Genomic DNA, 24083 nt, shown 5'->3' with positions numbered 1-24083 from the left:
AATTTGATTCAGAATGGCTTTTAAAATATAGAGATTTTTTTTGTTTTAAAAATTAAATCTTGGATTAACAATTGTGTTATATATAGATCCAAAAGAATAATTTAAACCAGTACTTATAAAATAATTATAACCCGATTTTACTTGTTGTTGCCTTAATAATAACTCTTCTAAAGACAAATTACCGCCAGCTAAATTAATTTGGTTATTTGTTATCTCGTAATTAGCGTTAACATTTAATGATAATCCTTTAAATATTCTAAAACTAGTTCCTAAGTAAAAAGAAAATTGATGTAACGAAGTGTCTTGTAAAAAGCTTTGATACGAAACTTCGCTTGTTATATTTCCCCAATTTTGATTTACACTTCCGCCTAACATAAAATTGTGTTCCCATAAAAATTCCTTTTCTTTATTAAATATGGTTTTTTCTACATAATTATTTTGTAAGGCTCCAACTTTATATGATAATGTTAATTGTTTTTTTGAAGAATCATCATAAGAAAAGAGATTATACTCAACAGCTGGTTTTAATGATGTGTAAAAATCATAATTTCTAAAAGTAGATTCCCCGGCCGTTGCAAATATTCCGGCAGACCAATGCTTATTAATGCTAACTACATTGTACATTGTTAAATTGGTAGATTTCTGTTTTGAAATAATATCGTTACCGTCGTAGGTAAAAACCGATTTACTATTATTCAAACTTCCTCTTAAATAAAATTTATTTTTTTCGGTAACTTGTTTAATAGTTGTGCTAAAACTTATACTGTTATCCTTGCTGGTCTCTTGCCCATAAAAATATCCATTAACCCCTAAATTAAACACCCATTTGTTCCAAGGATCCTTTTCTTCCTCCTTTGTATTTGGCTCAATTTTTTCTAATTGAATGGAAATTTTATCTTGTTTTCCGTTTTTGACCCAATAACGAACCAATCCCAATTTTATATTTTTAAAAATTAAATCTCTAATCTCATTCTCTGTATTATCTGCATTTGTAGAAAAAATTAACTTTTCGTTAATTTCACTATAACTATTTTGACCTGTAAATTCAATTTCATAAGAAGTACCACCGCTACCGTTTTGCTGAGTTCTAAATAACACAATTGCATCAGCATAATTTTGGTCTCTTACAAATTCTACAAATGTCAAATTTTGTTTAATGTACGTCTCGTCGCAATAATTACAATTAAGAAATAATTTAATGTTTGATTCATTGTTTTGAGAAAAAAGTTGGAAACAAGAAAATATAGTAATTATTAATGTGTGCTTCTTCATAGATTTTTTTTTAATTATAACTAAATATTGAATCAATAATTATGCCTAGAAAGGCGTTTTATTTTATTTATTGTTAATTCTAAATAAATCCCCCTTTTTAATAAAAATGGTTAGCTATTAAAAATCTATTTATTTGAAGGAATTACACATTTACCATTTTCCCAAGTATGACGTATTTCTTCAACTAGAATTACATTACCATTACAAGAAATATAATTTCCTAAAGTATCCTTTTTGATAATTTTTAAATTGCCTTGATGAATTTTATTTACAATTTTAAAAATAAGACCACTTTTTAAACGTGAGTCGTTTTTATATGTCATACCTAGTCCAACATCATTATTAAACAAATCCATTTCTTTCGAAGCTTTGTCTGGCAATATACCATCTTCCAATTGGTGATTTTTAAATAATTTATAATTAGCTCTTTCGTGTGCTTTCCCTAATGAACGAGCCGCGCATTTACCAATTTCTTGGCGCAATGTAGCCATCCAATAAGCGTGTCTAAATGCATCTACTTGCCCACCAGATTGGTCTTTATCCAATAAATTTGTTTTAGAAATAGAATCGGAAACCTTATTTGCTTCCAAAGAAATTTTATATGCTTTTTTAACCTTAAAAGGATGCATTAGTACCCAAACCTTAATTGGATTTGATTCTTTCCGAAAAAGTTCCCAATTAGACTGTGCATTTAGTTGACTACATAGCAACAAAAACAAGCCTGTAATTGGGAGATTTTTCATTATTTATTTTATCTCAAAAAATTGAGAGGCTTCACCAATGGTAACCTTATATTTTCCTTTAATGAAATAATAAATATTGTTCTTGGCTTTTTTAATTTCAGCAGTTTTACTCTTTTTTAAATAAGTTTCTTTCCCTCTTTCTGAATAAGCCAAGTTGAAATTAGTTGAGTTGAACCCTGCTGTAACATTTATTTGAATTCGATTAAGTTCAATGCCATCTTCTGAAGAAATAATAACATCATATTTCCCTTCATTTATGGCATAAAATGGTATGGCAATTGATGGTTCATTTACATCGTACCATTGGCCCCAAGAACTACCCCAACGCGAAGATTGGCGAACATCTGAAATATCAAAAATTGCCACTGGTTTCGATTTTACTTTATTATATTGTTGCAATGCTGCAATACTAGTTTTGTAAATAGAACGCCCGTGAGTTCCAACAACTAAGTCTTTTGCCTCTTTCTGAATTACTAAATCGTGCACCGCAACTTTTGGTAAATCTTTTGAAAATTCTTGCCAGTTTTCACCTTTATCAAAGCTAACAAACACGTTATTATCAGTTCCAACATATAAAATGTTATCATCTAAGGTATCTTCAACAATTACATTCACCGAAAAATTTGGTAAATTACTACCAATATTTTTCCAAGTTTTTCCCATATTTTCACTCATAAAAATGTATGGTTTAAAATCGTCGTTTCTATACCCATTTAAGGTAACATATATTCTTTCTTTTTCATGCTGTGAAGTTACAACTCTAGAAACCCAAAGACCTTGTGGTAAATTATCTGAAATTTTAGTCCAGCTACTTCCACCATTGGAAGTTAAATGCACAAAACCATCATCACTTCCAACATAAATTAATCCAAATTGAAAAGGACTCTCAGAAATACAAGTCAGTGTTCCAAAAGGAACATTCCCTTTTTTTCCTCCAGTTGTTAAATCTTCTGAGATTACATCAAAAGTTTCTCCTTTATTCATAGAGCGCAATAATTTATTGGCACCCATGTATAAAATATCTTGGTTGTGAGGAGACAATAATATTGGTGTTTGCCAATTGTATCGATACGGTGTGTCTCCTAATTCATGTTTTGGATGAATATTAAGTCGCTCTCCTGATTTTAAATTTACTCGATAATAATAGCCAAATTGTGAACCAGAATAAACCACATTATTATCTCTGCTATCTATTTGAACTTGCATACCGTCACCGCCTCCAATGCTCTTATAAGGATATTGACCAGAATCGTTCCAATCTTTAGAAGCTTTATAATTACTTGGCCCATACCAAACCCCATTATCTTGAAGCCCTCCATAAACATTGTAAGGCTCTTGATTATCAACGTTTATGCTATAAAATTGCCCTACTGATGGCACATTATTTTTTGTCCAGTTTTCACCATCATCATAGGTTATATTTAGTCCGCCGTCGTTACCATTTACAACATGGCCTTCTGCATTTGGATTTACCCATAGAGCCTGATGATCTGAATGTACATTTTCTTTGCCTATTGCTTTAAAGTTTTTTCCACCATCATCCGATTTTAACAAAGGAACCCCGCCAATATAAATTTTATTTTCATTGGCGGTATTTACTGCAATAATCCCAAAATAATACCCATAGGAACTATACACATCATCTAAAAATCCATCGTGTGTTTTTCTCCAAGTTTTTCCGCCATCAATAGATTTATAAACCTCTGCTCCAATAACTTCTGAATTTAACAATACAAAATTGGCATCCTCTAAATAAAATGCTAAATCGCTTGGTTTTATTTTTCCTTTTTTAACAGAAGATTTTACACTTTCGGCAGTATACTTTTTATCAAAATCATTATCTTTTAAATAAGTATTTAACTTTTTGTTGTCCAAATTTGAAAAATCAATTACACTCATTGATTTAAAATCGTCCTTTTTAAGTCCTTCACCTTCTTTCTTTTTTTCTTCAGGACGCATAAATTGATTATCTAACAACGCATAAATTACTTCATTATTAAAGGTTGCTAAACCAATTCTGCCCACTCCTGCTCCTGTTGGGAAACCACTCCCTTCTGAAGTGATTTTAGCCCATGTCGAACCTGCATCGATGCTTTTATAAATAGCAGAATTTTCGCCATCACCATCAAAATTCCACGATTTTCGGTCGCGTTCCCAAGATGCTGCATATAAAACCTTAGAATCAGTTGGAGAAACACTTACGTCTATCACACCCGTGTTTTCATTTATAAATAATACATTTTCCCACGTCTTTCCTCCATCAGAAGTTTTAAAGATTCCTCGTTCGTTATTTGGGGTGTATAAATGTCCAATAACTCCAACTACAACCTCATCTGGATTATTTTTATTAATGATAATTCTGCCAATATGATGCGAATCTGTTAAACCAACATTTTGCCATGTTTTACCTTTATCGGTGCTTTTTAAAATTCCTATACCTGCATAAGAAGATCGTGAAGAATTGCTTTCTCCAGTTCCAACCCAAATAGTTCCTGTATTCCAATCTACTGCAATATCTCCAATATTTTGGGTTTCAGAATTGTCCATAACAGGCGTAAATGAAGTTCCATTATTATTAGTATACCATAAGCCTCCGGAAGCATAAGCGGCATAAAATTCAACCGTATTGGCTGGGTTAACATCTACGTCCACAATTCTACCGCTCATAATAGATGGCCCAATATTAGTAAATGAAATGTTTTCAACTATTGATTTTTGAGCGACAATTCCTGTTGAAATTAATAAAAAACTAAAAAAGAAGGTTAATTTTTTCATTTTAAAAAAGTTTGAATTATAAAAGAATGTGTTTATTTATATACTATCTAATGAATTCAAATTTATTATAAAATAACTTTTATAACCTATAAAATTTCAAAAACTTTTCTTAAACAATTATTTAATAGCGTTTTGCTATTATTATTAATTTATTATACTAATGAAGTATTAAAAATGGTGTTATAAAATAATATCTAATATTTTTAATTTTTGGCCTAAAAAGTATTTGCTCAAACAAATTCAAATTTTTTGCAGCCATTACTATTAAATCTATATGGTTTTTTTTAATAAAATTTTCAATAGATAATTCTAAATTATTATTAATTTCAGTGTGAAAACTATGAGATTGGTTTACAAAATAATCTTGTAAAGTCTCCATATTCCAACGTTGTTCTTTATTTAACTCCTCATTCTTCTTTGCCATGAATACAAATCTAGTTGATGATTTATGGGAGTTTAATAAATTCATCATATTTTGCAATAATACTGCCTCGTTAAAATAAGTATAATCTGTTGGGAATGCAACCTCTTTTAAACTGCTAAAACTAGCTTCATTTGGTACTACTAAAATAGAACATTTTAATTTCGTAATTATTTCTTCAGATGTGGGACTTATATTATTCTTCCTCCCATTGGATGACATTCCGTTAGTTCCAATTACAATTAAATTAATTTTTTTTTCGATGATTTGGAGTCTCGCTTCCTCAATAATATCTTTTTCCCCTATAATTGGAATAAATATGTGGTTGCCCTTTAAGGCTGAAGAATTAATTTTATTTATTAATTTTTCAAATTCAATTTTTGGATTTATTGCGTTTTTTTTCTTCTCTAAATTTGGTTTTTCATCCCCTTTATCTTCTAACCTTTCTTTGTGCAAGTTTAATGCATTCAACAAGTAAAAATTACAACTTTTATTTTGAAAAAGCGCAAGTGCATACTTTATTGAATTCCATGAATTATCTGAAAAATCAGTTAAGATTAATATATTATTCATTCCCTTTGTTATTCAAACAAACTTAAACAAAGGTGTATTAACAATCAATGACATTAATCAGTGATATGAATTAGTGAATTTTGGGGATATTAGTTTTTATTTTAGTTAAAATTAAGCCCTAATTAATTCATTTTTTCTAATTTTTCAAGATTGAGTATTCTTATATTTCTTCCTTCAATTTCAAGAATTCCCATCTTTTTAAAATCGGTTAAAGTTCTAATTAAACTTTCTGTTGCAATACCTGCAACGCTAGCAAGATCCCGACGAGATATATTAATGCTGTCTGATGGTTTATGACTCATCATATTAGTAAATTTCAGGATGGTTTTGGCTGTTCTTCGTCGCATAGATCCATAAGCCATTTGTAATAATTGTTTTTTAACTTCTGTTAAACTCTCATTTATCAATTGAAAAATTTCTAAAGAGAGTTTATGGTTATTCTCCAATATTTCTTGTAAATTATTTTTAGAAACATGTATGATTTCTGTAATGTCCATTGCCATAACAGATTCATAATAATATGACTTATCTATTATAGCTGACATACCTAAAAAATCATCATCGTTATAAATATCAAGAATAAGTTCTTTCCCAAATTCATCAATCTTAAAGCTTTTTACTTTCCCTTTATAAACTAAATAAATGTTATTAGAATACTCCCCTTCTTTATAAATGAATTCTCCTTTTTTATATTTTTTGGAAGTGCCAAAATCACAAAAATAATTTTTAAGGTCTTCTATATTACCAATATCATTTATTGAAATTCCTTTTTCCAATTGCTTTTTTGTAACTAATTCTTCTTCTTTTAAAAGAGCGAATTTTGCCAATCTACTTGCGACAGCACTTAACAATAATTCTTCACTAATAGGTTTAGTTAAATAATCATCCGCTCCCAAATCCATTCCTTTTCGAATATCTATTATTTCTGTTTTAGCAGACATAAATATAAATGGAATCCTTTTAGTTTGTTCTTCTTTTGAAAGAACTTTCAATAATTCATAGCCATCCATTTCAGGCATCATAATGTCGCACAAAATAAGGTCTGGAAGCATTACTCTTGCCTGTTCCGCTCCTAATCTGCCATTTGGTGCTGTTTGCACTTTATAATTTTCTAATTCAAGAATTTCGGCAGTAGTTTCTCTTAATACAATGTCATCTTCAATTATTAATATTGTTTTCATTTTTCTTTAATAAATGGTAATTTAACAACAAATGTGGTTCCTTCATTTTTAATGCTTTTAAATTCAATAGTTCCTCCTAAATTTTCTAAGTGTCCTTTTACAATATTTAACCCTATTCCAGTCCCTTGGTTTGTTAATGCATTCTCTGCTCTAAAATAGCGTTCGAAAATATGCTTTTGATCTTCAAAAGGAATGCCGATGCCTTTATCTTTTATTTCAAAAATGAACCCCTCAAAAGTTTGCTTAATTTTGAAATCTATTTTTGTGTTTTCAGGAGAATATTTAATGGCATTATGTAACAAATTTGAAAGTGTTAATTCTAATATTTTTTCATCATGATAAACATTAAGTTCATCAATGTTATTTGGGTAAACAATGTATTGCCCACTTTTTAACATCATGTTGGCATTGTAAATAACCTCATTAATTACTTTGCTCAATTTAAAAGTGCTTAGTTTATAGTTTACTTTTCCAGATTCTAACCTTTCTACCGATAAAAAATCATTGAGTATTCCATCCAAATAATGTACTTTATTTTTAATAGTTAAAAGGTGTTTATCTCTTTTATCTTGCATTTCAGTTTGTGTATACTTCCCCACCAAAACTGCAGCATTTAAAACACCACTTAAAGGGGTTTTAAATTCATGAGATACCAATGATAAAAATTTGGTTTTTAATTCGTTTAACTCCTTTTCTTTTTTAAGGGCTTTCCTTAACTCAGATTCTGCGTTTGCACGCTTTTCTATTTCCTCTTTTAGATTGGTAACAGTTTTGTTTAGTTCAAATGTTCTGTCTGAAATTTTTTCTTCCAATAAATTATTTAGCTCATTAATTTTAATTTCATTAGCCCTTCTAATGGTAATATCAATTACAATAGACATTACAAAAATTTTATTATTTATTTTAAACGGATTTAATCCAACCTCCACAGGAAATTTGTATCCATTTTTATGAGCTCCATACAGGTCTTTGTTTTGACCCATTTTTCTGGCAGATGATTGTTTATAAAATGCGTCGTAATACCCCCCGTGAACTCCATGAAAGTTGGGTGGAATAAGTATATTTAAATGTTGTTCGTTTAATTCGTCTTTATCATATCCAAACATTTGATCTGCAGCAGTATTGGTTGCAACAATTATTTGATTTTCATCAACAACTATTACACCTTCTGAAACTGCTTCAAATAAAACATTAAAAACGAATTTGTTTTCATGAAATAAATTAGGCAATGTATTTTTTTTAGCTATTAGTAATTCCGAAGTTAGTAAAAATTAAATAATATATAATAGTATTATGCCTAAATTTTTTAATAAAATTATTAATTATTTCCAGTTAATGTGTTTTGGTCATTGTTGTTGGTACTACGATTATAAAATCGGCTTTAGATTTTTCATTTTTATCGAACTTCCCGATATCATCCTGTTCCAAAACACTTACAGTTACAATTTTTAAAGTTGGATTTTCTTGTTTTAGATACCAATAAATACCTTCGTAATTATCGGAATGATATGAACCGTTGTAATGAATAAATAATTTGGTATTTTCTCGGTTTTTTATTAAAAAATAAGCCATTGTAGCATCTTTTATCGCTTGCGATTTTGGTAAATTATCACCACCATGACCACCCATCATTTCTTTTATTTTTACATAATTTGGTAAATTGGCATCATATTTAATTGGCAGAGGGGCAATCCATGATTTTTCTACAATTGATAAGGAATCAAGGCCTTCAAATCCTTTTTTATAAACCACACTAGCATATTTTCTTGGAATATTGGTTGCAATAAATTTAATCCCATTTTGTTTTGCAAAATCTACTAAAGGCTTGTAATCTGTGCTATAATTTCTCCATAATCTTGCCAAAGTGTCCAGTCCTTTCTGTGTAATTTCACCTGCTAAATATTTATTTAACGGTTGTTGATTATCGGCTTCTATCATTTCTGCACCCAATGTTAATTTACGTTGTTTGCTTAAATCTTTTGTGGCTTCAAATTGCAACCAGTGCACAATTGGGTTATTATGATGTTCTCCAAACAAAACTACATCAGCCTTGTTCATCGATGAAATCATTGATACATACGATACTTTCTTTCCACTTGCATTGTACAATTTATAAGCTGGTTTGTTTTGTGAAAAAAGAAAAGCCGTGCTAAGTAAGAATAATGAGGTAATTGCTAAAAAACGCATAAATTAAATAGGTTTATAAGGTTTGGTTATCAACAAATTTATAACTTTGTTACTAAATTATATAATTAAATCCATTCCAATGAAATACCTTCCAATAAATAATCAACTTTTTATAAAAAACAGAGCGAAGTTTGTAGCACAAATGAAGCCAAAGTCCATTGCTATTTTTAATTCGAACGATACATTTGCAACTGGTGCAGATAGTACACTTCCTTTTAAACAACATAGTGATGTTTTATATTTAAGCGGTGCCGACCAAGAAGAAAGTATCTTATTACTTTTTCCTGAGGCTATCGATCCTAACCATCGAGAAATTTTATTTTTAACCGAAACCAATGAACATATTGCTATATGGTACGGCGAAAAATTTTCTAAAGAAGATGCTACAAAGGTTTCTGGTATAAAAACAATTTATTGGCTTTCCGAGTTTAAAAAAATATTTTATGATTTAATGACTGAGGCTGAAACCGTTTATTTTAATACCAATGAACATTACCGCCAATCGGTTGAAATTGAAACTAGAGAAGACCGATTTATTAAAAAATGTAAATCCGATTTTCCTGCACACAAATGGGAGAAAAGTGGTCAGATTATGCAACAGCTTCGTGGTGTGAAAGAACCAGAAGAAATAGAATTAATGCAAACTGCCTGTGAAATAACCAACAAGGGCTTTAGAAGAATTTTACCTTTTGTAAAACCTGGTATTATGGAGTTTGAAATTGAAGCTGAATTTATGCACGAATTTTTAAGAAATCGTTCTAAAGGTTTTGCTTATACTCCAATTATTGGCTCTGGATACAGTGCTTGTGTGCTGCATTATATCGAAAATAATAAGGAATGTAAAGATGGCGATATGATTTTGCTAGATGTTGGTGCCGAATATGCCAATTATTCGAGTGATATGACACGTACCATTCCTGTAAACGGAAAATTTACCGACAGACAAAAAGTAGTTTATAATGCCGTTTTAAGAGTTAAAAATGAAGCCACAAAAATGTTGGTTCCTGGTGCTTTTTGGGCTGAATATCATAAAGAAGTTGGTAAAATAATGACTTCCGAATTGCTCGGACTTGGATTAATTTCAAAAGTTGATGTTCAAAATGAAGATCCAAAATGGCCTGCTTATAAAAAATATTTTATGCACGGAACATCACATCACTTAGGTTTAGACACTCACGATTATGGCGAATTAAAAACGCCAATGAAAGCAAATATGGTGTTTACTGTTGAGCCAGGAATATACATTCCAGAAGAAAAAATGGGAATTAGAATTGAAGATGACGTTGTGATTCAAAAAACAGGTGAGCCGTTTAACCTAATGCGTAATATTCCTATTGAAACTGAAGAAATTGAAGATTTAATGAATCAATAAAAAACAATCACTAATTACCAGATGTAAAACTTCAAAAGGAAGTGATTAATTATTTTTGTATATATTCCTATTTCATATGTATGATAATTAATGGTAAATTGAAATGCAAAAAAAAATCGAAGTAATTACTTCGATTTTTTTAACCAATTAATCATCATAACAAGTTATACTGTTACAGCTTCAAAAATATAAGTATTCAATTTTTTAAGTGCCGTTATTTTATCGTTGGTGTTTACTAAAAGTGAAATGTTATTATTGCTTCCTCCATAAGATATCATTCTAACTGAAATGTCTTTTAGTACTTCAAAAAGGCGATGTGTTTCTGGATGCAAAACTACATCATGTCCAACTAAACATATTATACTTTGCTGTTTGTCTATTTCTACTGAAGAAAATTTTTCTAATTCTTCAATTATTGAAATAAGGTTTTTATCGTTATCAATTGTTAATGACACAGCAATTTCTGAAGTAGTAATCATATCAATCGATGTTTCGTATTTTTCAAAAATTTCAAATACTTTTTTCAAAAACCCGTGAGCCAGTAACATTCGCGCCGATTTAATTTTAATGGCTGTAATATTATCTTTCGCTGCAATTGCTTTAATTCCCTCACCTTTGTATTTACTTGAAATTAATGTGCCATAAGAAGTCGGTTCCATGGTGTTTTTTAACCGAACAGGAATATTTGCTTCTCGAGCAGGCATAACAGTTTGTGGATGCAAAATTTTTGCCCCAAAATAAGCCAACTCCGCAGCTTCATCAAACGATAAATTTGAAATTGCGTGAGTGTTTTCTACAAAACGTGGGTCGTTATTATGCATTCCATCAATATCAGTCCAAATTTCAACCTCATCAGCATTCATAACTGCTCCAATAATAGTAGCTGTATAATCACTCCCTCCTCGCTGCAAATTGGCAATTTTACCCATTGCATCCAAACAAATGAAACCCTGAGTTATATAAATATCTGCTGGAAACGATTCGTTAATAATACGCTGCAAATTTTGTTTAATATAAAATTCGTCTGGCTCATTTGCTTTATCTATTCTCATAAAATCTAAGGCAGGTAATAGTTGGACATTTATCTTTTCCTGAATTAAATATTTAGTAAAAATAAACGTAGATAAAAGCTCACCTTGGGCAACAATTTTGTTATACAATAACTCTGAATAGCTATCCAAAATCAGCGAATTTAAAAACTCAAAAACGCTATTTATATAATCTTCAACATCTTGTTTTAAGTTAGAAACTTCAATTAAATCATTCAAAACAATTTGATATTTTTTATGTAATTCCGCTATACAATCTATGGCTTTATTCTGTTCTCCTTTTCTAATAAATTCAGCTATTTCAACTAAAGAATTTGTTGTTCCGGACATTGCAGACAACACCACAATTTTTTTCTCATTGTCGGTTATAATCTCTTTAACAAGTTTCATGTTTTTTATTGACCCAACCGATGTTCCTCCAAATTTTAAAACCTTCATTTTTTCTATTTTGAGGCACAAATGTAGAATTATTTTCAACCTTTTGTGCTTATTTAAAATAAAATGAACTAATTTTGCACAAACTGTTAACTATTTAACAAATGAAAACGATTGCAACTTGTGTTGAAGAAATATTAGTTTCTCAACCTTTTTTGGAAGATGCTTTAACAAGAAACATTCTTAATTTTAGTGCCTTGGCAGAAGAAATGAGAGATCCTATCTCTAAAATTCTTCGAAAACCTATAAAATCTGGTGCCATTATGATGGCATTACGCAGGTATAGCCCTCCAAAAGAAATGGCAAATACCATTAAATTAAATAAAGTTTTGCAAGACTTGGGAGATATTACAGTACGCTCAGATTTGTCTGACTATACGTTTAAAAATTCTGAAAGTTTAATTCACTGTCATTTAAAAATGTTAGATGTTTTAAAACAAAACGCTAGAATATTTTACACGTTTACACGAGGTGTTCACGAAAGTAATGTGCTTATAACAACATCATTAAAAGAGGAAATTGAAGAAATTTATAAAGATGAACTATGTACTGCTGTACAAGATAAATTATCAGCCATAACCATAGGTTTACCTTCAGAAAACACCAAAATAGCTGGTTTATATTATCAATTTTTTAAACGATTAGCTTGGGAAGGAATCGCATTGTACGAAGTGGTTTCTACTACCAATGAATTTACCATTTTAGTGGAAGAGGAATTTGTTGATAAAGCTTTTACTGCTGTTAAGGGGTTAAAAAACTAATTTTTATGGAAATCCTATACAAAAATTCCACCATTCATTTTTCTTCACAAGGTAAAGGAAAGGTAGTTATTTTACTGCATGGTTTTTTAGAAAATAGCTCCATGTGGAATAATTTGGTTGAAGTGTTAAGCAAAAAAAATAGGATAATTTGTATAGACTTACTAGGTCATGGAAAAACTGGAAACGTAGGTTATATTCATACTATGGAACAACAAGCTGAGATGGTTAAGTTTGTTCTAAATCATTTAAAGTTAAGAAAGTACATTTTTATTGGTCATAGTATGGGTGGCTATGTTGCCTTGGCATTCTTTAAGTTATTTCCACAACATTTAAAAGGTATTTGTTTAATGAATTCAACGGCACTCGCAGATACTACAGAAAAAAAAATAAATAGAGATAGAGCTATTGTTGCTGTAAAAGAAAATCATAAAACATTTGTTAGAATTGCAATTCCTCAATTATTTGCAGAATATAATAGAACTATTCTAGTAAAAGAAATTAACGAAGTAACTAAAGAAGCGCTACAAATTTTACCTCAAGGAATAATTGCCGCTTTAGAAGGAATGAAAATTAGAAAAGATCAAACTTCAATTTTTAAAACAGCTATTTTTCCAATTCAAATGATAATTGGTAAACAAGATCCTGCGCTAGAATATAAAACCTTAATTAATCAAACCAAAAATACTACTGTTAGGGTTGTTGAATTTCCAGATGGACATATGAGTCACATTGAAAATAAAAATGTATTAATTGAAAGTTTAGTTTCGTTTGTAAAAAGTTGTAAATAACCTTATCTATTTAATTTCGGCAACTCCCCAGTAATTATAACTAGCAGGTTTCCAGCCAGGAATATACATCGTATCCAGTTTTATAATTTTAAAACCATTTTTTTTAATAATAAAAGGAATATCTCTATTTAAATTGCATCCACCACCAATTTTTTTCCACATCGAATTAATTAAATTCTGCCACTTTTCTGTTTTTGTATCTGGCGCTTTTCCATGTTCACAAAAAATAAGTTTCCCGTTTGTTTTTAACACTCTTTTTATTTCGTCAAAAGCTTTATTTACATTTACAATAGTACAAAGTGTATATGTGATTACAACTGTATCATAGTTATTAGATTCAACAGGAATTTGTTCGGCTGAAGCTTCAATAAATTTAAATTCAAACGGAAAAATTTTGGTGTCAAACGTGTTCTTTTTCCAAATTTCAATATTTGAATCAATAGCTGTTAATTGCGTTACTTTGGTAATATCATAATAAGATAAATTTAATCCAGAGCCAATACCAATTTCTAGCACTTTACCCCTTGCTAAAGGAATAACTTTTTCTCGTTGTTTCATACTTGAGCTTTGTTTACAAGCCCAATTTATTGCACTTGGAAGTATGTATTTATCGTAAAGATTCATATAAAGGATGTGTTAATTATATTGGAGAATTTATATGTTTTTTTGGCAACTACCTTTATGCTGCCTTACTTGTTTACGATTGGTTATTTAACAGCACCTTTTGTTTTCTTGAATTGGAGGACAAGAAACTGTCCCATAAGAACAATAAACACAGCAATCTCCTTCTTTCGGCTTAAGAACCATTTTGCATTTCTCACACTCATAAAAAAATTGACAAGCATTTGTTGGCATTTCTTCTACTTTTTTATGCTCGCAATTTGGACAAGTAATTTCAGATTTTAACTGAATTTTCATATTATTCATTTTTTATTGCAATTCCAAATTTGGAAAACCCGACAAGACTCAATTTGAATGAACCTATTAAAGTAAATTAATTTTTATTTAAAGCATTCCAACCTTGAGCGGTTAATGCCACTTTTTGATTAGCCCTAGTTACCAGATTCACACCTTCACTTTCTTCGGTAATATGCCCAATAACAGTTAAGTGCGGATTTCCTTTTATTTTAGGAAAATCGTTTGGCGAAATAGTAAATAACAATTCATAGTCTTCCCCTCCACTCAATGCTACGGTGGTACTATTTAAATCAAATTCTTCACAAGTTGAAATAACCTGTTGATCTAAAGGAATTTTTTCTTCATATAAATTACAACCCACTTTAGATTGCTTACAAATATGTAAAATTTCAGAAGAAAGTCCGTCAGAAATATCAATCATTGCTGTTGGTTTAACCTCTAACTCTTTTAATAGTTTAACAATATCTTTCCTTGCTTCAGGCTTTAATTGTCGCTCTATCAAATATGTATAATCCGTTAAATCTGGTTGAGAATTTGGGTTTACTTCAAAAACTTGCTTTTCGCGTTCCAAAACTTGCAACCCTAAATAAGCCCCACCTAAATCTCCAGAAACGACCAATAAATCGTTTTGTTTTGCAGTATTTCTATAAACTGCTTTCCCTTTTTCAACTTCACCAATAGCAGTAATACTAATTAGCAATCCTTTTGTTGAAGAAGTTGTATCGCCACCTATTAAATCAACATTATAAGCTTCGCAAGCAGCAAAAATTCCTTCGTATAATTCTTCCAAAGCTTCCAACGGAAAACGATTAGAAACAGCAATTGAAACAGTAATTTGAGTTGCAGCACCGTTCATAGCATACACATCAGACAGGTTAACCATTACCGCTTTATAACCCAAATGCTTTAAAGGCATATAACTTAAATCGAAATGTACACCTTCAACCAACAAATCGGTTGTAACAACAATTTGTCTATTTGAAAAGTTCAAAATAGCACCATCATCTCCCACCCCTTTTATAGTAGAATTATGGTTTATTTTAAAATTTTTGGTTAAATGATCAATCAATCCGAATTCTCCCAATTCAGATAAACTTGTGCGTGGTTGGTTTTTGTCTTCAATCATTTTGCAAAGATAATTTTTTATAAATATTTGCTATGCACTAATAGATTTAATTCATACAAAATGGTTGTTCAACGGCAATATTTGACCTATATTTGCACTAATTTAGAATTAATCTATATAAGGAAAATGATAAAAGTTTCAGACATCGCTAAAAAGAAAGTTATTGAGTTAATGAGTGAAGACGGCTTTAATCCAGAAAATGATTATGTAAGAGTAGGTGTTAAAAGTGGCGGTTGCTCAGGTCTTTCGTACGATTTAAAATTTGATAAAGAACAATTAGAAGCAGATAAGGTTTTTGAAGATAATGGTGTGAAAATTATAGTCGACAAAAAAAGCTTCTTATATTTAATTGGAACTACCTTAGAATATAAAGGAGGATTAAATGGTGCTGGTTTTGTTTTTAACAATCCAAACGCACAAAGAACATGTGGGTGTGGGGAAAGTTTTTCACTTTAGTGAAATAACTCGTCATTCTGAACTTGTTTCAGAATCTCATCAAGCCAATTTTTATAGCATGCGAACTTGAAATGGATATTCACGAATACCTTAAAATAATATTAAAAGGTAATGAGTAAACAAGTTCAGGTTGACGAATAATAAAACAATGAAATAGATTAAATTATTGATTATTTTAATCTTTAAATGAATCCAATGAACAAGTTTACCGAAGACGATTTAAAAAAAGAACTCGAAACCAAAGAGTACGAATATGGATTTTATACTGATATTGAATCAGATAAGTTTCCTGTTGGTTTAAATAAAGATGTTGTAATTGCAATTTCTAAAAAGAAAAATGAACCCGAATGGATGACCAATTGGCGCTTAGAGGCTTTTAATGTTTGGGAGCAAATGAAAGAACCTGAGTGGGCTAATGTAACTTATAAAAAACCTTCTTTTCAGGATATTAGTTATTATTCTGCACCAATTCAAAAGAAAAAATTAGATAGTTTGGATCAAGTTGATCCAGAGCTATTAAAAACATTCGCTAAACTTGGAATTTCGATAGATGAGCAAAAACGTTTATCAAATGTTGCAATAGATATTGTTATAGATTCTGTTTCTGTAGCCACCACTTTTAAAAAGACTTTAAACGAAAGAGGCATTATATTTTGCCCAATTTCAGAAGCCATACAAGAACATCCAGAATTGGTTAAGAAATATTTAGGAACCATTGTCCCAACTACCGATAATTTTTATGCAGCCTTAAATTCTGCAGTTTTTTCGGATGGTTCTTTTTGTTATATTCCAAAAGGTGTTACTTGTCCTATGGAACTTTCAACCTATTTTAGAATTAATGAAGGAGGAACTGGCCAGTTTGAACGCACATTGGTAATTGCAGACGAAGGTAGTTTTGTTAGTTACTTAGAAGGCTGTACTGCTCCGGCTCGAGATGAAAATCAATTACATGCCGCTGTTGTTGAATTAATAGCTTTAGATGATGCCGAAATAAAATATTCAACCGTACAAAACTGGTTTCCTGGTGATAAAGAAGGAAAAGGTGGTGTATACAATTTTGTAACCAAACGCGGATTGTGCGAGAAAAACGCAAAAATTTCTTGGACCCAAGTAGAAACTGGAAGTGCAATTACGTGGAAATATCCAAGTTGTATTTTAAAAGGTGATAATTCAGTTGGAGAATTTTACTCCATTGCTGTAACCAATAATTTTCAACAAGCCGATACCGGGACAAAAATGATTCACTTAGGGAATAATACGAGAAGTACCATTATTTCTAAAGGTATTTCAGCTGGCAAATCACAAAATTCATATAGAGGATTAGTTCAAATTAGTCCAAGAGCAAATAACGCTAGAAATTTTTCGCAATGCGATTCTTTACTTATGGGAGACCAATGTGGAGCGCACACTTTTCCATATATAGAATGTAAAAATAAAACTGCTCAAATAGAGCACGAAGCTACAACCAGTAAAATTGGAGAAGATCAGTTATTTTATTGCAATCAGCGTGGTATTAATACTGAAAAAGCGATTGCATTAATTGTAAATGGATTTAGTAAAGAAGTATTGAATAAATTACCAATGGAATTTGCAGTTGAAGCACAAAAATTATTAGAAATTAGTTTGGAAGGTTCAGTTGGTTAAATGCCACTCGCTTCCGAAGGAGGAATTATATAAAATGTTAAAAAGTAAGAAGATAAAAGTTTAATAAAAATGAATCCTTTAAACTTTAACCTTTAATCAAAATAAAAAAATGTTACAAATAAAAAATTTACACGCAAGTATTAACGATAAGGAGATTTTAAAAGGAATATCTCTCGAAATAAAAGCAGGTGAAGTACACGCAATTATGGGTCCTAATGGTTCAGGGAAAAGTACTCTTTCAGCTGTTATTGCAGGGAAAGAAGAATATGAAGTTACTGAAGGATCTGTAATTTTAAATGGTGAAGATTTAGCAGAATTTGCTCCGGAAGAAAGAGCACATAAAGGTATCTTTTTATCGTTTCAATATCCAATTGAAATTCCTGGTGTTACTGTTACAAACTTTATTAAAACCGCTATTAACGAAACTCGTAAAGCAAAAGGTCAAGAAGAATTACCAGCAAAAGAAATGTTGAAGCTAATTCGTGAAAAAGCGGATTTGTTAGAAATCGATCGCAAATTTTTATCCCGTTCCTTAAATGAAGGTTTTTCTGGAGGAGAAAAAAAACGTAACGAAATTTTTCAAATGGCCATGTTAGAGCCTAAATTGGCAATTTTAGATGAAACCGATTCTGGATTAGATATTGATGCTTTAAAAGTAGTTGCAAATGGTGTAAATAAATTGAAAAACGAAAATAATGCCATTTTAGTAATTACTCATTATCAGCGTTTACTCGATTATATAGTGCCAGATTTTGTTCACGTTTTACACAATGGCAAAATTGTAAAATCGGGAGGAAAAGAATTAGCACTTGAATTAGAAGAAAAAGGATACGACTGGCTTAAATAAATAATACTTAATGAAGTAAGCAGTTGCAGTAGACAGTCAATAACTGAAAACTGAAAACTGTTACTGAATACCATAAAACAATGGAATTAAAAGAAAAACTTATTTCTTCATTTTTAGCTTTTGAAAATAAAGGCGGATTAGATTTAGACTCTAACGTTCATGCAATTCGGACAAAAGCAATGCAGAATTTTGAAAAAGATGGCTTTCCTGCAAAAAAAGATGAAGAGTGGAAATATACAAACCTTGCTTCTCTTTTAAAAACCGATTTTAACATATTTCTTTCCGATACAAAATCGGTTGGATTTGAACAAATTGAAAATTATTTGATAAACGATTTAGACGCCTACACTTTAATTTTTGTAGATGGTGTATTTAATTCATTTTTATCTACAACAACTCACGAAGATTGTGATGTATGTGTTATGTCATCCGCTTTAACAAAGCCAAAATATAAAATGATTATAGATAATTATTTTAATAAATTAGCAAACGAAAATAATAGTTTATCCGAATTAAACACCGCTTTTGTTAAAGAAGGATCATATATTAACATACCGAAAAACACCGTTGTTATAAAACCAATTCAGCTGCTTTATTTTTCTACAGAAGCGGCAAAAGATGTTTTATTTCAGCCTAGAAACTTAATTATTGTTGGTGAAAATTCACATGTTCAAATTATAGAACGTCATCAAAATTTATCTGCTAGTTTAAATTTTACCAACTCTGTAACTGAAATATTTGCACACAAAAGAGCAATTATAGATTATTACAAAATTCAAAACGACAGTTTGAATTCGTCATTGGTTGATAGCACTTTTATTTCTCAAAAACAACAAAGTATTGCTACTGTTAATACCTATTCTTTTGGTGGAAAATTAACTAGAAATAATTTAGAATTTCATCAAGAAGGTGAGCATATTACTTCTTATTTAAACGGTATTTCTATTTTAAACGGAAAACAACATGTAGATAATCATACCTTGGTAAATCATAAATTTCCAAATTGTGAAAGCCATGAATTGTATAAAGGAATTTATTCCGACAAATCGGTAGGTGTATTTAACGGTAAAGTTATTGTGCAACAAGCGGCTCAAAAAACCAATGCTTTTCAGCAAAATAATAACATTTTATTGCACGATGGCGCCACTATAAATGCAAAACCACAATTAGAAATTTTTGCCGATGATGTAAAATGTTCTCACGGTTGTACTATTGGTCAATTAGATGAAAGTGCTTTGTTTTATATGCAATCTAGAGGTATTCCAAAAGAAAGTGCCAAAGCATTATTGTTATACGCATTTGCAAATGATGTGGTTGAAAAAATAAAAATTCCACAACTTAAAACCAAAATCACAACCATCGTAGCTAAAAATTTAGCTGTTGATTTAGGGTTTGAATTTTAGTTATAAAAAAGCACAAAAAAAGGGAGGTTTGTATCACAATTACAAATCTCCCTTTTTTGTTTATTTCCAAACTTACTTTATTGCCTCTGGATTTAAAATAACAAATTCCGTTCTTCTATTAAGTTGATGATCAACTTCAGAACATTTTACATTGTTAGCGCAATTATTAATTAATTTCGTTTCACCATAACCTTGACCTGTTATACTTTCTGCAGCAATTCCTTTATTAATTATCCAATTTAACGTTGATTTTGCTCTTCTTTGTGACAACTGCAAATTATATAAGTCAGCCGCCCTGCTATCTGTATGTGACCCTAAATCTATTTTAAGATTTGGATACTTTTTCATGATATTTACAACTTTCTCTAACTCAATGGCAGCATCCTTTCTTATATTCGATTTATCTAAATCAAAATAAATAGGGTTAATATTAACCAATAATGCACCCCTTTTACTAATAAAATCACTTTGTTTTAATTTCAAATCTAAAACTAATTTTATACCGTTTTCATCTGTAGTTTTAAATTCTATAAAATTATTATTAAAGTTTTCTTTTGATCCCGAAATTTTATATTCTTTTTCACAATCAACTTTAAACTCAAACTTACCATCTTTATCAGAAAAAACACTTGAAATTATTTCTCCATTAAGATTAGAAATTTCTACTAAAACATTCGATAATTTAGTATTTGAGCTTCCTACACTAATAACACCTTCAACTATTTGATTACAACTAAATTTAACGGGAATTAATTCCTTGAAAAAGTAAATATCATCATCTCCTTTTCCTCCATTTCTGTTCGATGAAAAATAGCCTCTTCTGGTTTCAGAATTTATAATATATGCAAAATCATCCTTTACACTATTAATTGGGGTTCCTAAATTTTGCGGTTCAGTTATGCTATTTTCATATATCTTGGAAACATAAACGTCTAATCCACCTAAACCATCTATTCGCCCATCTGAAGAAAAATATAGCTCATCATTACCACTTATTGACGCAAACATTTCTCTTCCTAACGTATTAATTTTTGATCCCAAATTTAATGGCATCCCAATAGTTCCATCATTATTTATGCTTGCCTTAAAAACATCAGTTTTTCCATACGTTCCTGGCATATCAGAAATAAAATACAATGTTTTTTCATCACTGCTTAATGCTGGGTGACCTGTTTGATATTGATCACTATTAAATGGCATAGCTTCAACATTTATCCATTCTCCAATATCGCTTATTTGAGCACGGTATAATTGTATTAAATTTATACCTGTCGAATCCATTTTAAACTTGTCATCTAGGTAATTGTTTCTTGAGAAATAAACAGTTTTTTTATCTTTTGTAAATGCTACATCGGCTTCATGGTAACGTGTATTCAACTTGTTTGAAAACTTTTCTACATTCTTTAGTTCTCCATCTTCAGAAATATCTCCAATATACAAATCTAAAAAAGGCTGATTATTACCCTCCCATACATTTCTAATAATATAAGATTTCTTTTTTGGTGAAGCATACACTACTTTACCATCACCATAAAAAGTAGTACCAAAATTTGAATAGCTATTATTAATGTCAAGATTTTTAATGGTATATCTCTCTTGTGAATTTGCTGTAAAAGCAACTAAAAGAACAACTAGTAAGGAAATTTTATTAAGCATCATTGGTTGTTTTTAATTAAAAGAATCGTGGTGATTTTAAATTTCTTTTCGATAAATCTATATCATACAGCATAAATACTTCGTGCGATCCCGTATTATAATCTCCAAGGTTAGATAAGGTGTAATCATAGGCATATCCAACTCTTAAATTTGGTGAAACCAAAAAATTCATCATACCACTTATTGAATCGTCTACTCTCCAAGCCAATCCTAATTCAAAGAAATTATAGAAGAGCGCATTTGCCGAAAGGTCTATTGAAAGTGGTGCACCACTTACTGCTTTTAGCATTGTAGATGGCTTTAACTTTAAATCATCCGAAATATCAAATACGTAACCGCTTGTTAAAAAATAATGCATTTTCTCTGAAGCACTTGAAATAATTCCATTTCCTCTTTTAAAATGTCTGGTTTCTAACATATTTGGCATCGATAATCCTACATAAAATTTATCTGTATAATAAAAGGTTCCTGCTCCAAAATTTGGATAAATTTCATTCAAATTATCCGAAATTAAAGGATCATTTGCTTGATTCGTTGATAACTTAAAAAAATCTATGTTTTGAGATGTAAAACCACCCTTAACCCCAAAAGCCAAACGACCTTCATCGGAAGTTTCTATAGTATACGAAAAATCTGCATAGATATTTTGCTCTTTAACCGGACCTATTTTATCAGCTATGGCCGAAAAACCTAATCCAACATTTCTACCAACTGGGGCATGTATAACGGCGGTCATTGTACTTGGTGCTCCATCAATACCAACCCATTGAGTTCTACCTAACAATCCAATACTCAATGTTCCTTGTGAACCAGCATAAGCAGGATTCAGAACATTCATATTGTACATGTACTGGGTATATTGAGGGTCTTGCTGACTATAGGATAGCGAAGCGGTTATAAATGCTACCAATAAAAATAATAATTTTACTTTTTTCATTCTTGAGTTTATTATTTTAAGGAGGAAATTTTTATTTCCTCCTTATACAATTATTATTTATTTAAATAAATATATCCTTGAACTGGTTTTTGATTATTCTTATTCAAGTTCAAAATGTAATAATACGTTCCAACTGGAAGAATTTCACCTTTATTAATAGTCATTCTGCCATACGATTTTCCATCCCACCAAACTGGAATACTTGATGAATTCCCATTATGCTTATATTCAAACACCTCATTACCATATCTATTGAAAATTTGAATTTGGTAATCTGGATAGCAATTTTGAAGAAATTCAATTTCGAAATAATCATTAACACCATCCCCATTAGGTGTAAATGCATATCCTTCATAATCACTATCACGTTGTCCTGGAAATACAATAACACAATCTGATAATACAAATGCTCCTCTAATATTTACAGTTGATGTATCACAATTTCCATAAGAATCACAAATGGTATAAGTAAAGAAATCATCTCCAACATAATTAGCATTTGGTGTGTAAATTAATACATCATCACTCATGTTGTTTGGAGTTCCATTATTATCAATATTAACACTTCCTTTTAGAGGGATGGTAAATGTAATTGTCCCAACAGTTGGAACATCATTATCATTAGCAAAAATATCAACTCTTAAAGGCTGTAAGTTTTGAAGAATATATTCATCATCGGTTGTATTAACACCATTGATAACTGTAACGGTTACACTAGCTGAATCGCAATTGGTTGGATTCAAAATTTCACATATTGTATAATTTACAGTATAAATACCCGCTGGGGTACCTGGAACAACTGTTACAGTTCCATTAGCATTCACTTTCAATGGTCCAATCGAGATTGATGAAATCACAACATTAATTGGATTTATGGCAACGCCATTAAACGTATCGTTTTGCAAAACATTTATTCCACCATTACCGCCAATTAGCCCGTTAATAGGGCCTACTGTATCATTTACGGCATCAATCAATAAAGCTACAACTGTTACCTTTACAGTAGCTATATCACAATTTACTGGTGTAGCTACGGTACAAATTTGATATTGTACATCATAACTTCCCGAAGCTGTGCCTGGAGCTACCGTTACAGTGCCATCTGCATTTAACGTAATGCCTGTTGGATACACGCCTACCGTGGTTAACGTAACTGTATTAAAGGTTGCTGGGGTTAAGGATACGCCATTTACCGTATCATTTAACAAGACACTCGGCGTAGTGCCTCCTGTTCCATTAAGCGCTACTGGTGTATCATTTAACGCATCAATCGTATTCACAACTATCCTTACCGTAGTGGTATCACAAATTACTGGTGTAGCTACCGTACAAATTTGATATTGTACATCATAACTTCCCGAAGCCGTGCCTGAAGCTACCGTTACTGTGCCATCTGCATTTAACGTAATGCCTGTTGGATACACGCCTACCGTGGTTAACGTGACCGTGTTAAAGGTTGCTGGGGTTAAGGTTACGCCATTTACCGTATCATTTAACAAGACACTTGGTGTGGTGCCTCCTGTTCCATTAAGCGCTACT

General features: G+C 30.7%; 21 protein-coding genes. 7 read left to right on the top strand and 14 right to left on the bottom strand.

Annotated elements, in window-relative coordinates; translation table 11 throughout:
• Window positions 1-45: 45 nt before the first annotated feature.
• From Q8S45_RS13480 to Q8S45_RS13450, 7 genes are all read right to left on the bottom strand, one after another.
• Window positions 46-1272 (bottom strand): hypothetical protein, encoded by a 1227-nt coding sequence (locus Q8S45_RS13480; protein WP_305605968.1) that lies wholly within the window; start codon window positions 1270-1272, stop codon window positions 46-48.
• A gap of 125 nt (window positions 1273-1397) precedes the next feature.
• Window positions 1398-2015, bottom strand: a complete 618-nt coding sequence (locus Q8S45_RS13475) for a hypothetical protein (RefSeq protein ID WP_305605966.1) — start codon at window positions 2013-2015, stop codon at window positions 1398-1400.
• Between the two features lie 3 nt (window positions 2016-2018).
• Window positions 2019-4790, bottom strand: coding sequence for a sialidase family protein (locus Q8S45_RS13470; RefSeq protein ID WP_305605963.1), 2772 nt, complete (start codon window positions 4788-4790; stop codon window positions 2019-2021).
• Between the two features lie 157 nt (window positions 4791-4947).
• Window positions 4948-5784: a universal stress protein gene (locus Q8S45_RS13465; protein ID WP_305605960.1), complete on the bottom strand. Its 837-nt coding sequence runs from the start codon at window positions 5782-5784 to the stop codon at window positions 4948-4950.
• A gap of 122 nt (window positions 5785-5906) precedes the next feature.
• Window positions 5907-6965, bottom strand: a complete 1059-nt coding sequence (locus Q8S45_RS13460; protein ID WP_305605957.1) for a response regulator — start codon at window positions 6963-6965, stop codon at window positions 5907-5909.
• Window positions 6962-8194 (bottom strand): PAS domain-containing sensor histidine kinase, encoded by a 1233-nt coding sequence (locus Q8S45_RS13455; protein WP_305605954.1) that lies wholly within the window; start codon window positions 8192-8194, stop codon window positions 6962-6964. Before Q8S45_RS13455 ends, Q8S45_RS13460 begins: the two co-directional genes overlap by 4 nt.
• Window positions 8195-8297: 103 nt before the next feature.
• Window positions 8298-9152, bottom strand: coding sequence for a ChaN family lipoprotein (locus tag Q8S45_RS13450; RefSeq protein ID WP_305605953.1), 855 nt, complete (start codon window positions 9150-9152; stop codon window positions 8298-8300).
• Between the two features lie 79 nt (window positions 9153-9231).
• Here Q8S45_RS13450 and Q8S45_RS13445 point away from each other — a divergent pair, with 79 nt between their 5' ends.
• A complete protein-coding gene (locus Q8S45_RS13445; RefSeq protein ID WP_305605950.1) occupies window positions 9232-10524 on the top strand; it encodes an aminopeptidase P family protein in 1293 nt (430 codons plus the stop codon).
• A gap of 164 nt (window positions 10525-10688) precedes the next feature.
• Here Q8S45_RS13445 and Q8S45_RS13440 read toward each other — a convergent pair whose 3' ends face one another.
• Complete coding sequence (locus Q8S45_RS13440) at window positions 10689-12011, bottom strand: aspartate kinase (RefSeq protein WP_305605947.1); 1323 nt, start codon at window positions 12009-12011, stop codon at window positions 10689-10691.
• Between the two features lie 101 nt (window positions 12012-12112).
• On the opposite strand from Q8S45_RS13440, the gene Q8S45_RS13435 reads away from it, so the two are divergent.
• Together Q8S45_RS13435 and Q8S45_RS13430 are read left to right on the top strand one after the other, a co-directional pair.
• Entirely contained in the window at window positions 12113-12769 is a 657-nt protein-coding gene (locus Q8S45_RS13435; RefSeq protein WP_305605935.1) for a hypothetical protein, read from the top strand.
• A 5-nt stretch (window positions 12770-12774) separates the two neighbouring features.
• The gene (locus tag Q8S45_RS13430) at window positions 12775-13557 is read left to right on the top strand and encodes an alpha/beta fold hydrolase (RefSeq protein ID WP_305605932.1); all 783 of its coding nucleotides are present in this window, start codon (window positions 12775-12777) and stop codon (window positions 13555-13557) included.
• 6 nt (window positions 13558-13563) lie between these two features.
• Here the strand turns inward: Q8S45_RS13430 and Q8S45_RS13425 are convergent, their stop codons facing one another.
• The 3 genes from Q8S45_RS13425 to thiL all read right to left on the bottom strand — a co-directional run bounded on the left by Q8S45_RS13425 (window position 13564) and on the right by thiL (window position 15601).
• Window positions 13564-14181: a class I SAM-dependent methyltransferase gene (locus tag Q8S45_RS13425; RefSeq protein ID WP_305605930.1), complete on the bottom strand. Its 618-nt coding sequence runs from the start codon at window positions 14179-14181 to the stop codon at window positions 13564-13566.
• A gap of 87 nt (window positions 14182-14268) precedes the next feature.
• Complete coding sequence (locus Q8S45_RS13420; RefSeq protein ID WP_305605927.1) at window positions 14269-14475, bottom strand: GDCCVxC domain-containing (seleno)protein; 207 nt, start codon at window positions 14473-14475, stop codon at window positions 14269-14271.
• A 76-nt stretch (window positions 14476-14551) separates the two neighbouring features.
• Window positions 14552-15601, bottom strand: a complete 1050-nt coding sequence (thiL, locus tag Q8S45_RS13415) for a thiamine-phosphate kinase (RefSeq protein ID WP_305605924.1) — start codon at window positions 15599-15601, stop codon at window positions 14552-14554.
• A gap of 126 nt (window positions 15602-15727) precedes the next feature.
• Here thiL and Q8S45_RS13410 point away from each other — a divergent pair, with 126 nt between their 5' ends.
• From Q8S45_RS13410 to sufD, 4 genes are all read left to right on the top strand, one after another.
• Window positions 15728-16057 (top strand): iron-sulfur cluster assembly accessory protein, encoded by a 330-nt coding sequence (locus Q8S45_RS13410; RefSeq protein ID WP_305605922.1) that lies wholly within the window; start codon window positions 15728-15730, stop codon window positions 16055-16057.
• Between the two features lie 195 nt (window positions 16058-16252).
• Window positions 16253-17701, top strand: coding sequence for a Fe-S cluster assembly protein SufB (gene sufB / locus Q8S45_RS13405; protein ID WP_305605919.1), 1449 nt, complete (start codon window positions 16253-16255; stop codon window positions 17699-17701).
• Between the two features lie 109 nt (window positions 17702-17810).
• The gene (gene sufC / locus Q8S45_RS13400; protein WP_305605917.1) at window positions 17811-18548 is read left to right on the top strand and encodes a Fe-S cluster assembly ATPase SufC; all 738 of its coding nucleotides are present in this window, start codon (window positions 17811-17813) and stop codon (window positions 18546-18548) included.
• Window positions 18549-18628: 80 nt separating this feature from the next.
• Entirely contained in the window at window positions 18629-19951 is a 1323-nt protein-coding gene (sufD, locus tag Q8S45_RS13395) for a Fe-S cluster assembly protein SufD (RefSeq protein ID WP_305605914.1), read from the top strand.
• Between the two features lie 72 nt (window positions 19952-20023).
• Here the strand turns inward: sufD and Q8S45_RS13390 are convergent, their stop codons facing one another.
• The 3 genes from Q8S45_RS13390 to Q8S45_RS13380 form a co-directional block, all read right to left on the bottom strand.
• Window positions 20024-21610: an OmpA family protein gene (locus Q8S45_RS13390; protein WP_305605912.1), complete on the bottom strand. Its 1587-nt coding sequence runs from the start codon at window positions 21608-21610 to the stop codon at window positions 20024-20026.
• A 13-nt stretch (window positions 21611-21623) separates the two neighbouring features.
• A complete protein-coding gene (locus Q8S45_RS13385) occupies window positions 21624-22544 on the bottom strand; it encodes a type IX secretion system membrane protein PorP/SprF (RefSeq protein ID WP_305605909.1) in 921 nt (306 codons plus the stop codon).
• 53 nt (window positions 22545-22597) lie between these two features.
• Window positions 22598-24083 (bottom strand): gliding motility-associated C-terminal domain-containing protein (locus Q8S45_RS13380; RefSeq protein ID WP_305605906.1); only part of this gene is annotated, 1486 nt, incomplete at its 5' end.

The sequence above is a fragment of the Lutibacter sp. genome (genome assembly GCF_030692605.1).
Classification (GTDB): domain Bacteria; phylum Bacteroidota; class Bacteroidia; order Flavobacteriales; family Flavobacteriaceae; genus Lutibacter.
Note: the sequence above shows the minus strand (reverse complement) of the source record. Positions and strands in the feature narration are given on the sequence as shown.

Bases quoted from the DNA above. Each gene is read 5' to 3' on its own strand.
- Q8S45_RS13470 (WP_305605963.1), bottom strand. From the start codon at position 4,790: ATGAAAAAATTAACCTTCTTTTTTAGTTTTTTATTAATTTCAACAGGA.
- Q8S45_RS13460 (WP_305605957.1), bottom strand. From the start codon at position 6,965: ATGAAAACAATATTAATAATTGAAGATGACATTGTATTAAGAGAAACT.
- thiL (WP_305605924.1), bottom strand. From the start codon at position 15,601: ATGATTGAAGACAAAAACCAACCACGCACAAGTTTATCTGAATTGGGA.
- Q8S45_RS13420 (WP_305605927.1), bottom strand. From the start codon at position 14,475: ATGAAAATTCAGTTAAAATCTGAAATTACTTGTCCAAATTGCGAGCAT.
- Q8S45_RS13440 (WP_305605947.1), bottom strand. From the start codon at position 12,011: ATGAAGGTTTTAAAATTTGGAGGAACATCGGTTGGGTCAATAAAAAAC.
- Q8S45_RS13480 (WP_305605968.1), bottom strand. From the start codon at position 1,272: ATGAAGAAGCACACATTAATAATTACTATATTTTCTTGTTTCCAACTT.
- sufD (WP_305605914.1), top strand. From the start codon at position 18,629: ATGGAATTAAAAGAAAAACTTATTTCTTCATTTTTAGCTTTTGAAAAT.
- Q8S45_RS13385 (WP_305605909.1), bottom strand. From the start codon at position 22,544: ATGAAAAAAGTAAAATTATTATTTTTATTGGTAGCATTTATAACCGCT.
- Q8S45_RS13450 (WP_305605953.1), bottom strand. From the start codon at position 9,152: ATGCGTTTTTTAGCAATTACCTCATTATTCTTACTTAGCACGGCTTTT.
- Q8S45_RS13435 (WP_305605935.1), top strand. From the start codon at position 12,113: ATGAAAACGATTGCAACTTGTGTTGAAGAAATATTAGTTTCTCAACCT.
- sufB (WP_305605919.1), top strand. From the start codon at position 16,253: ATGAACAAGTTTACCGAAGACGATTTAAAAAAAGAACTCGAAACCAAA.
- Q8S45_RS13390 (WP_305605912.1), bottom strand. From the start codon at position 21,610: ATGATGCTTAATAAAATTTCCTTACTAGTTGTTCTTTTAGTTGCTTTT.
- Q8S45_RS13475 (WP_305605966.1), bottom strand. From the start codon at position 2,015: ATGAAAAATCTCCCAATTACAGGCTTGTTTTTGTTGCTATGTAGTCAA.
- Q8S45_RS13410 (WP_305605922.1), top strand. From the start codon at position 15,728: ATGATAAAAGTTTCAGACATCGCTAAAAAGAAAGTTATTGAGTTAATG.
- sufC (WP_305605917.1), top strand. From the start codon at position 17,811: ATGTTACAAATAAAAAATTTACACGCAAGTATTAACGATAAGGAGATT.
- Q8S45_RS13465 (WP_305605960.1), bottom strand. From the start codon at position 5,784: ATGAATAATATATTAATCTTAACTGATTTTTCAGATAATTCATGGAAT.
- Q8S45_RS13425 (WP_305605930.1), bottom strand. From the start codon at position 14,181: ATGAATCTTTACGATAAATACATACTTCCAAGTGCAATAAATTGGGCT.
- Q8S45_RS13445 (WP_305605950.1), top strand. From the start codon at position 9,232: ATGAAATACCTTCCAATAAATAATCAACTTTTTATAAAAAACAGAGCG.
- Q8S45_RS13430 (WP_305605932.1), top strand. From the start codon at position 12,775: ATGGAAATCCTATACAAAAATTCCACCATTCATTTTTCTTCACAAGGT.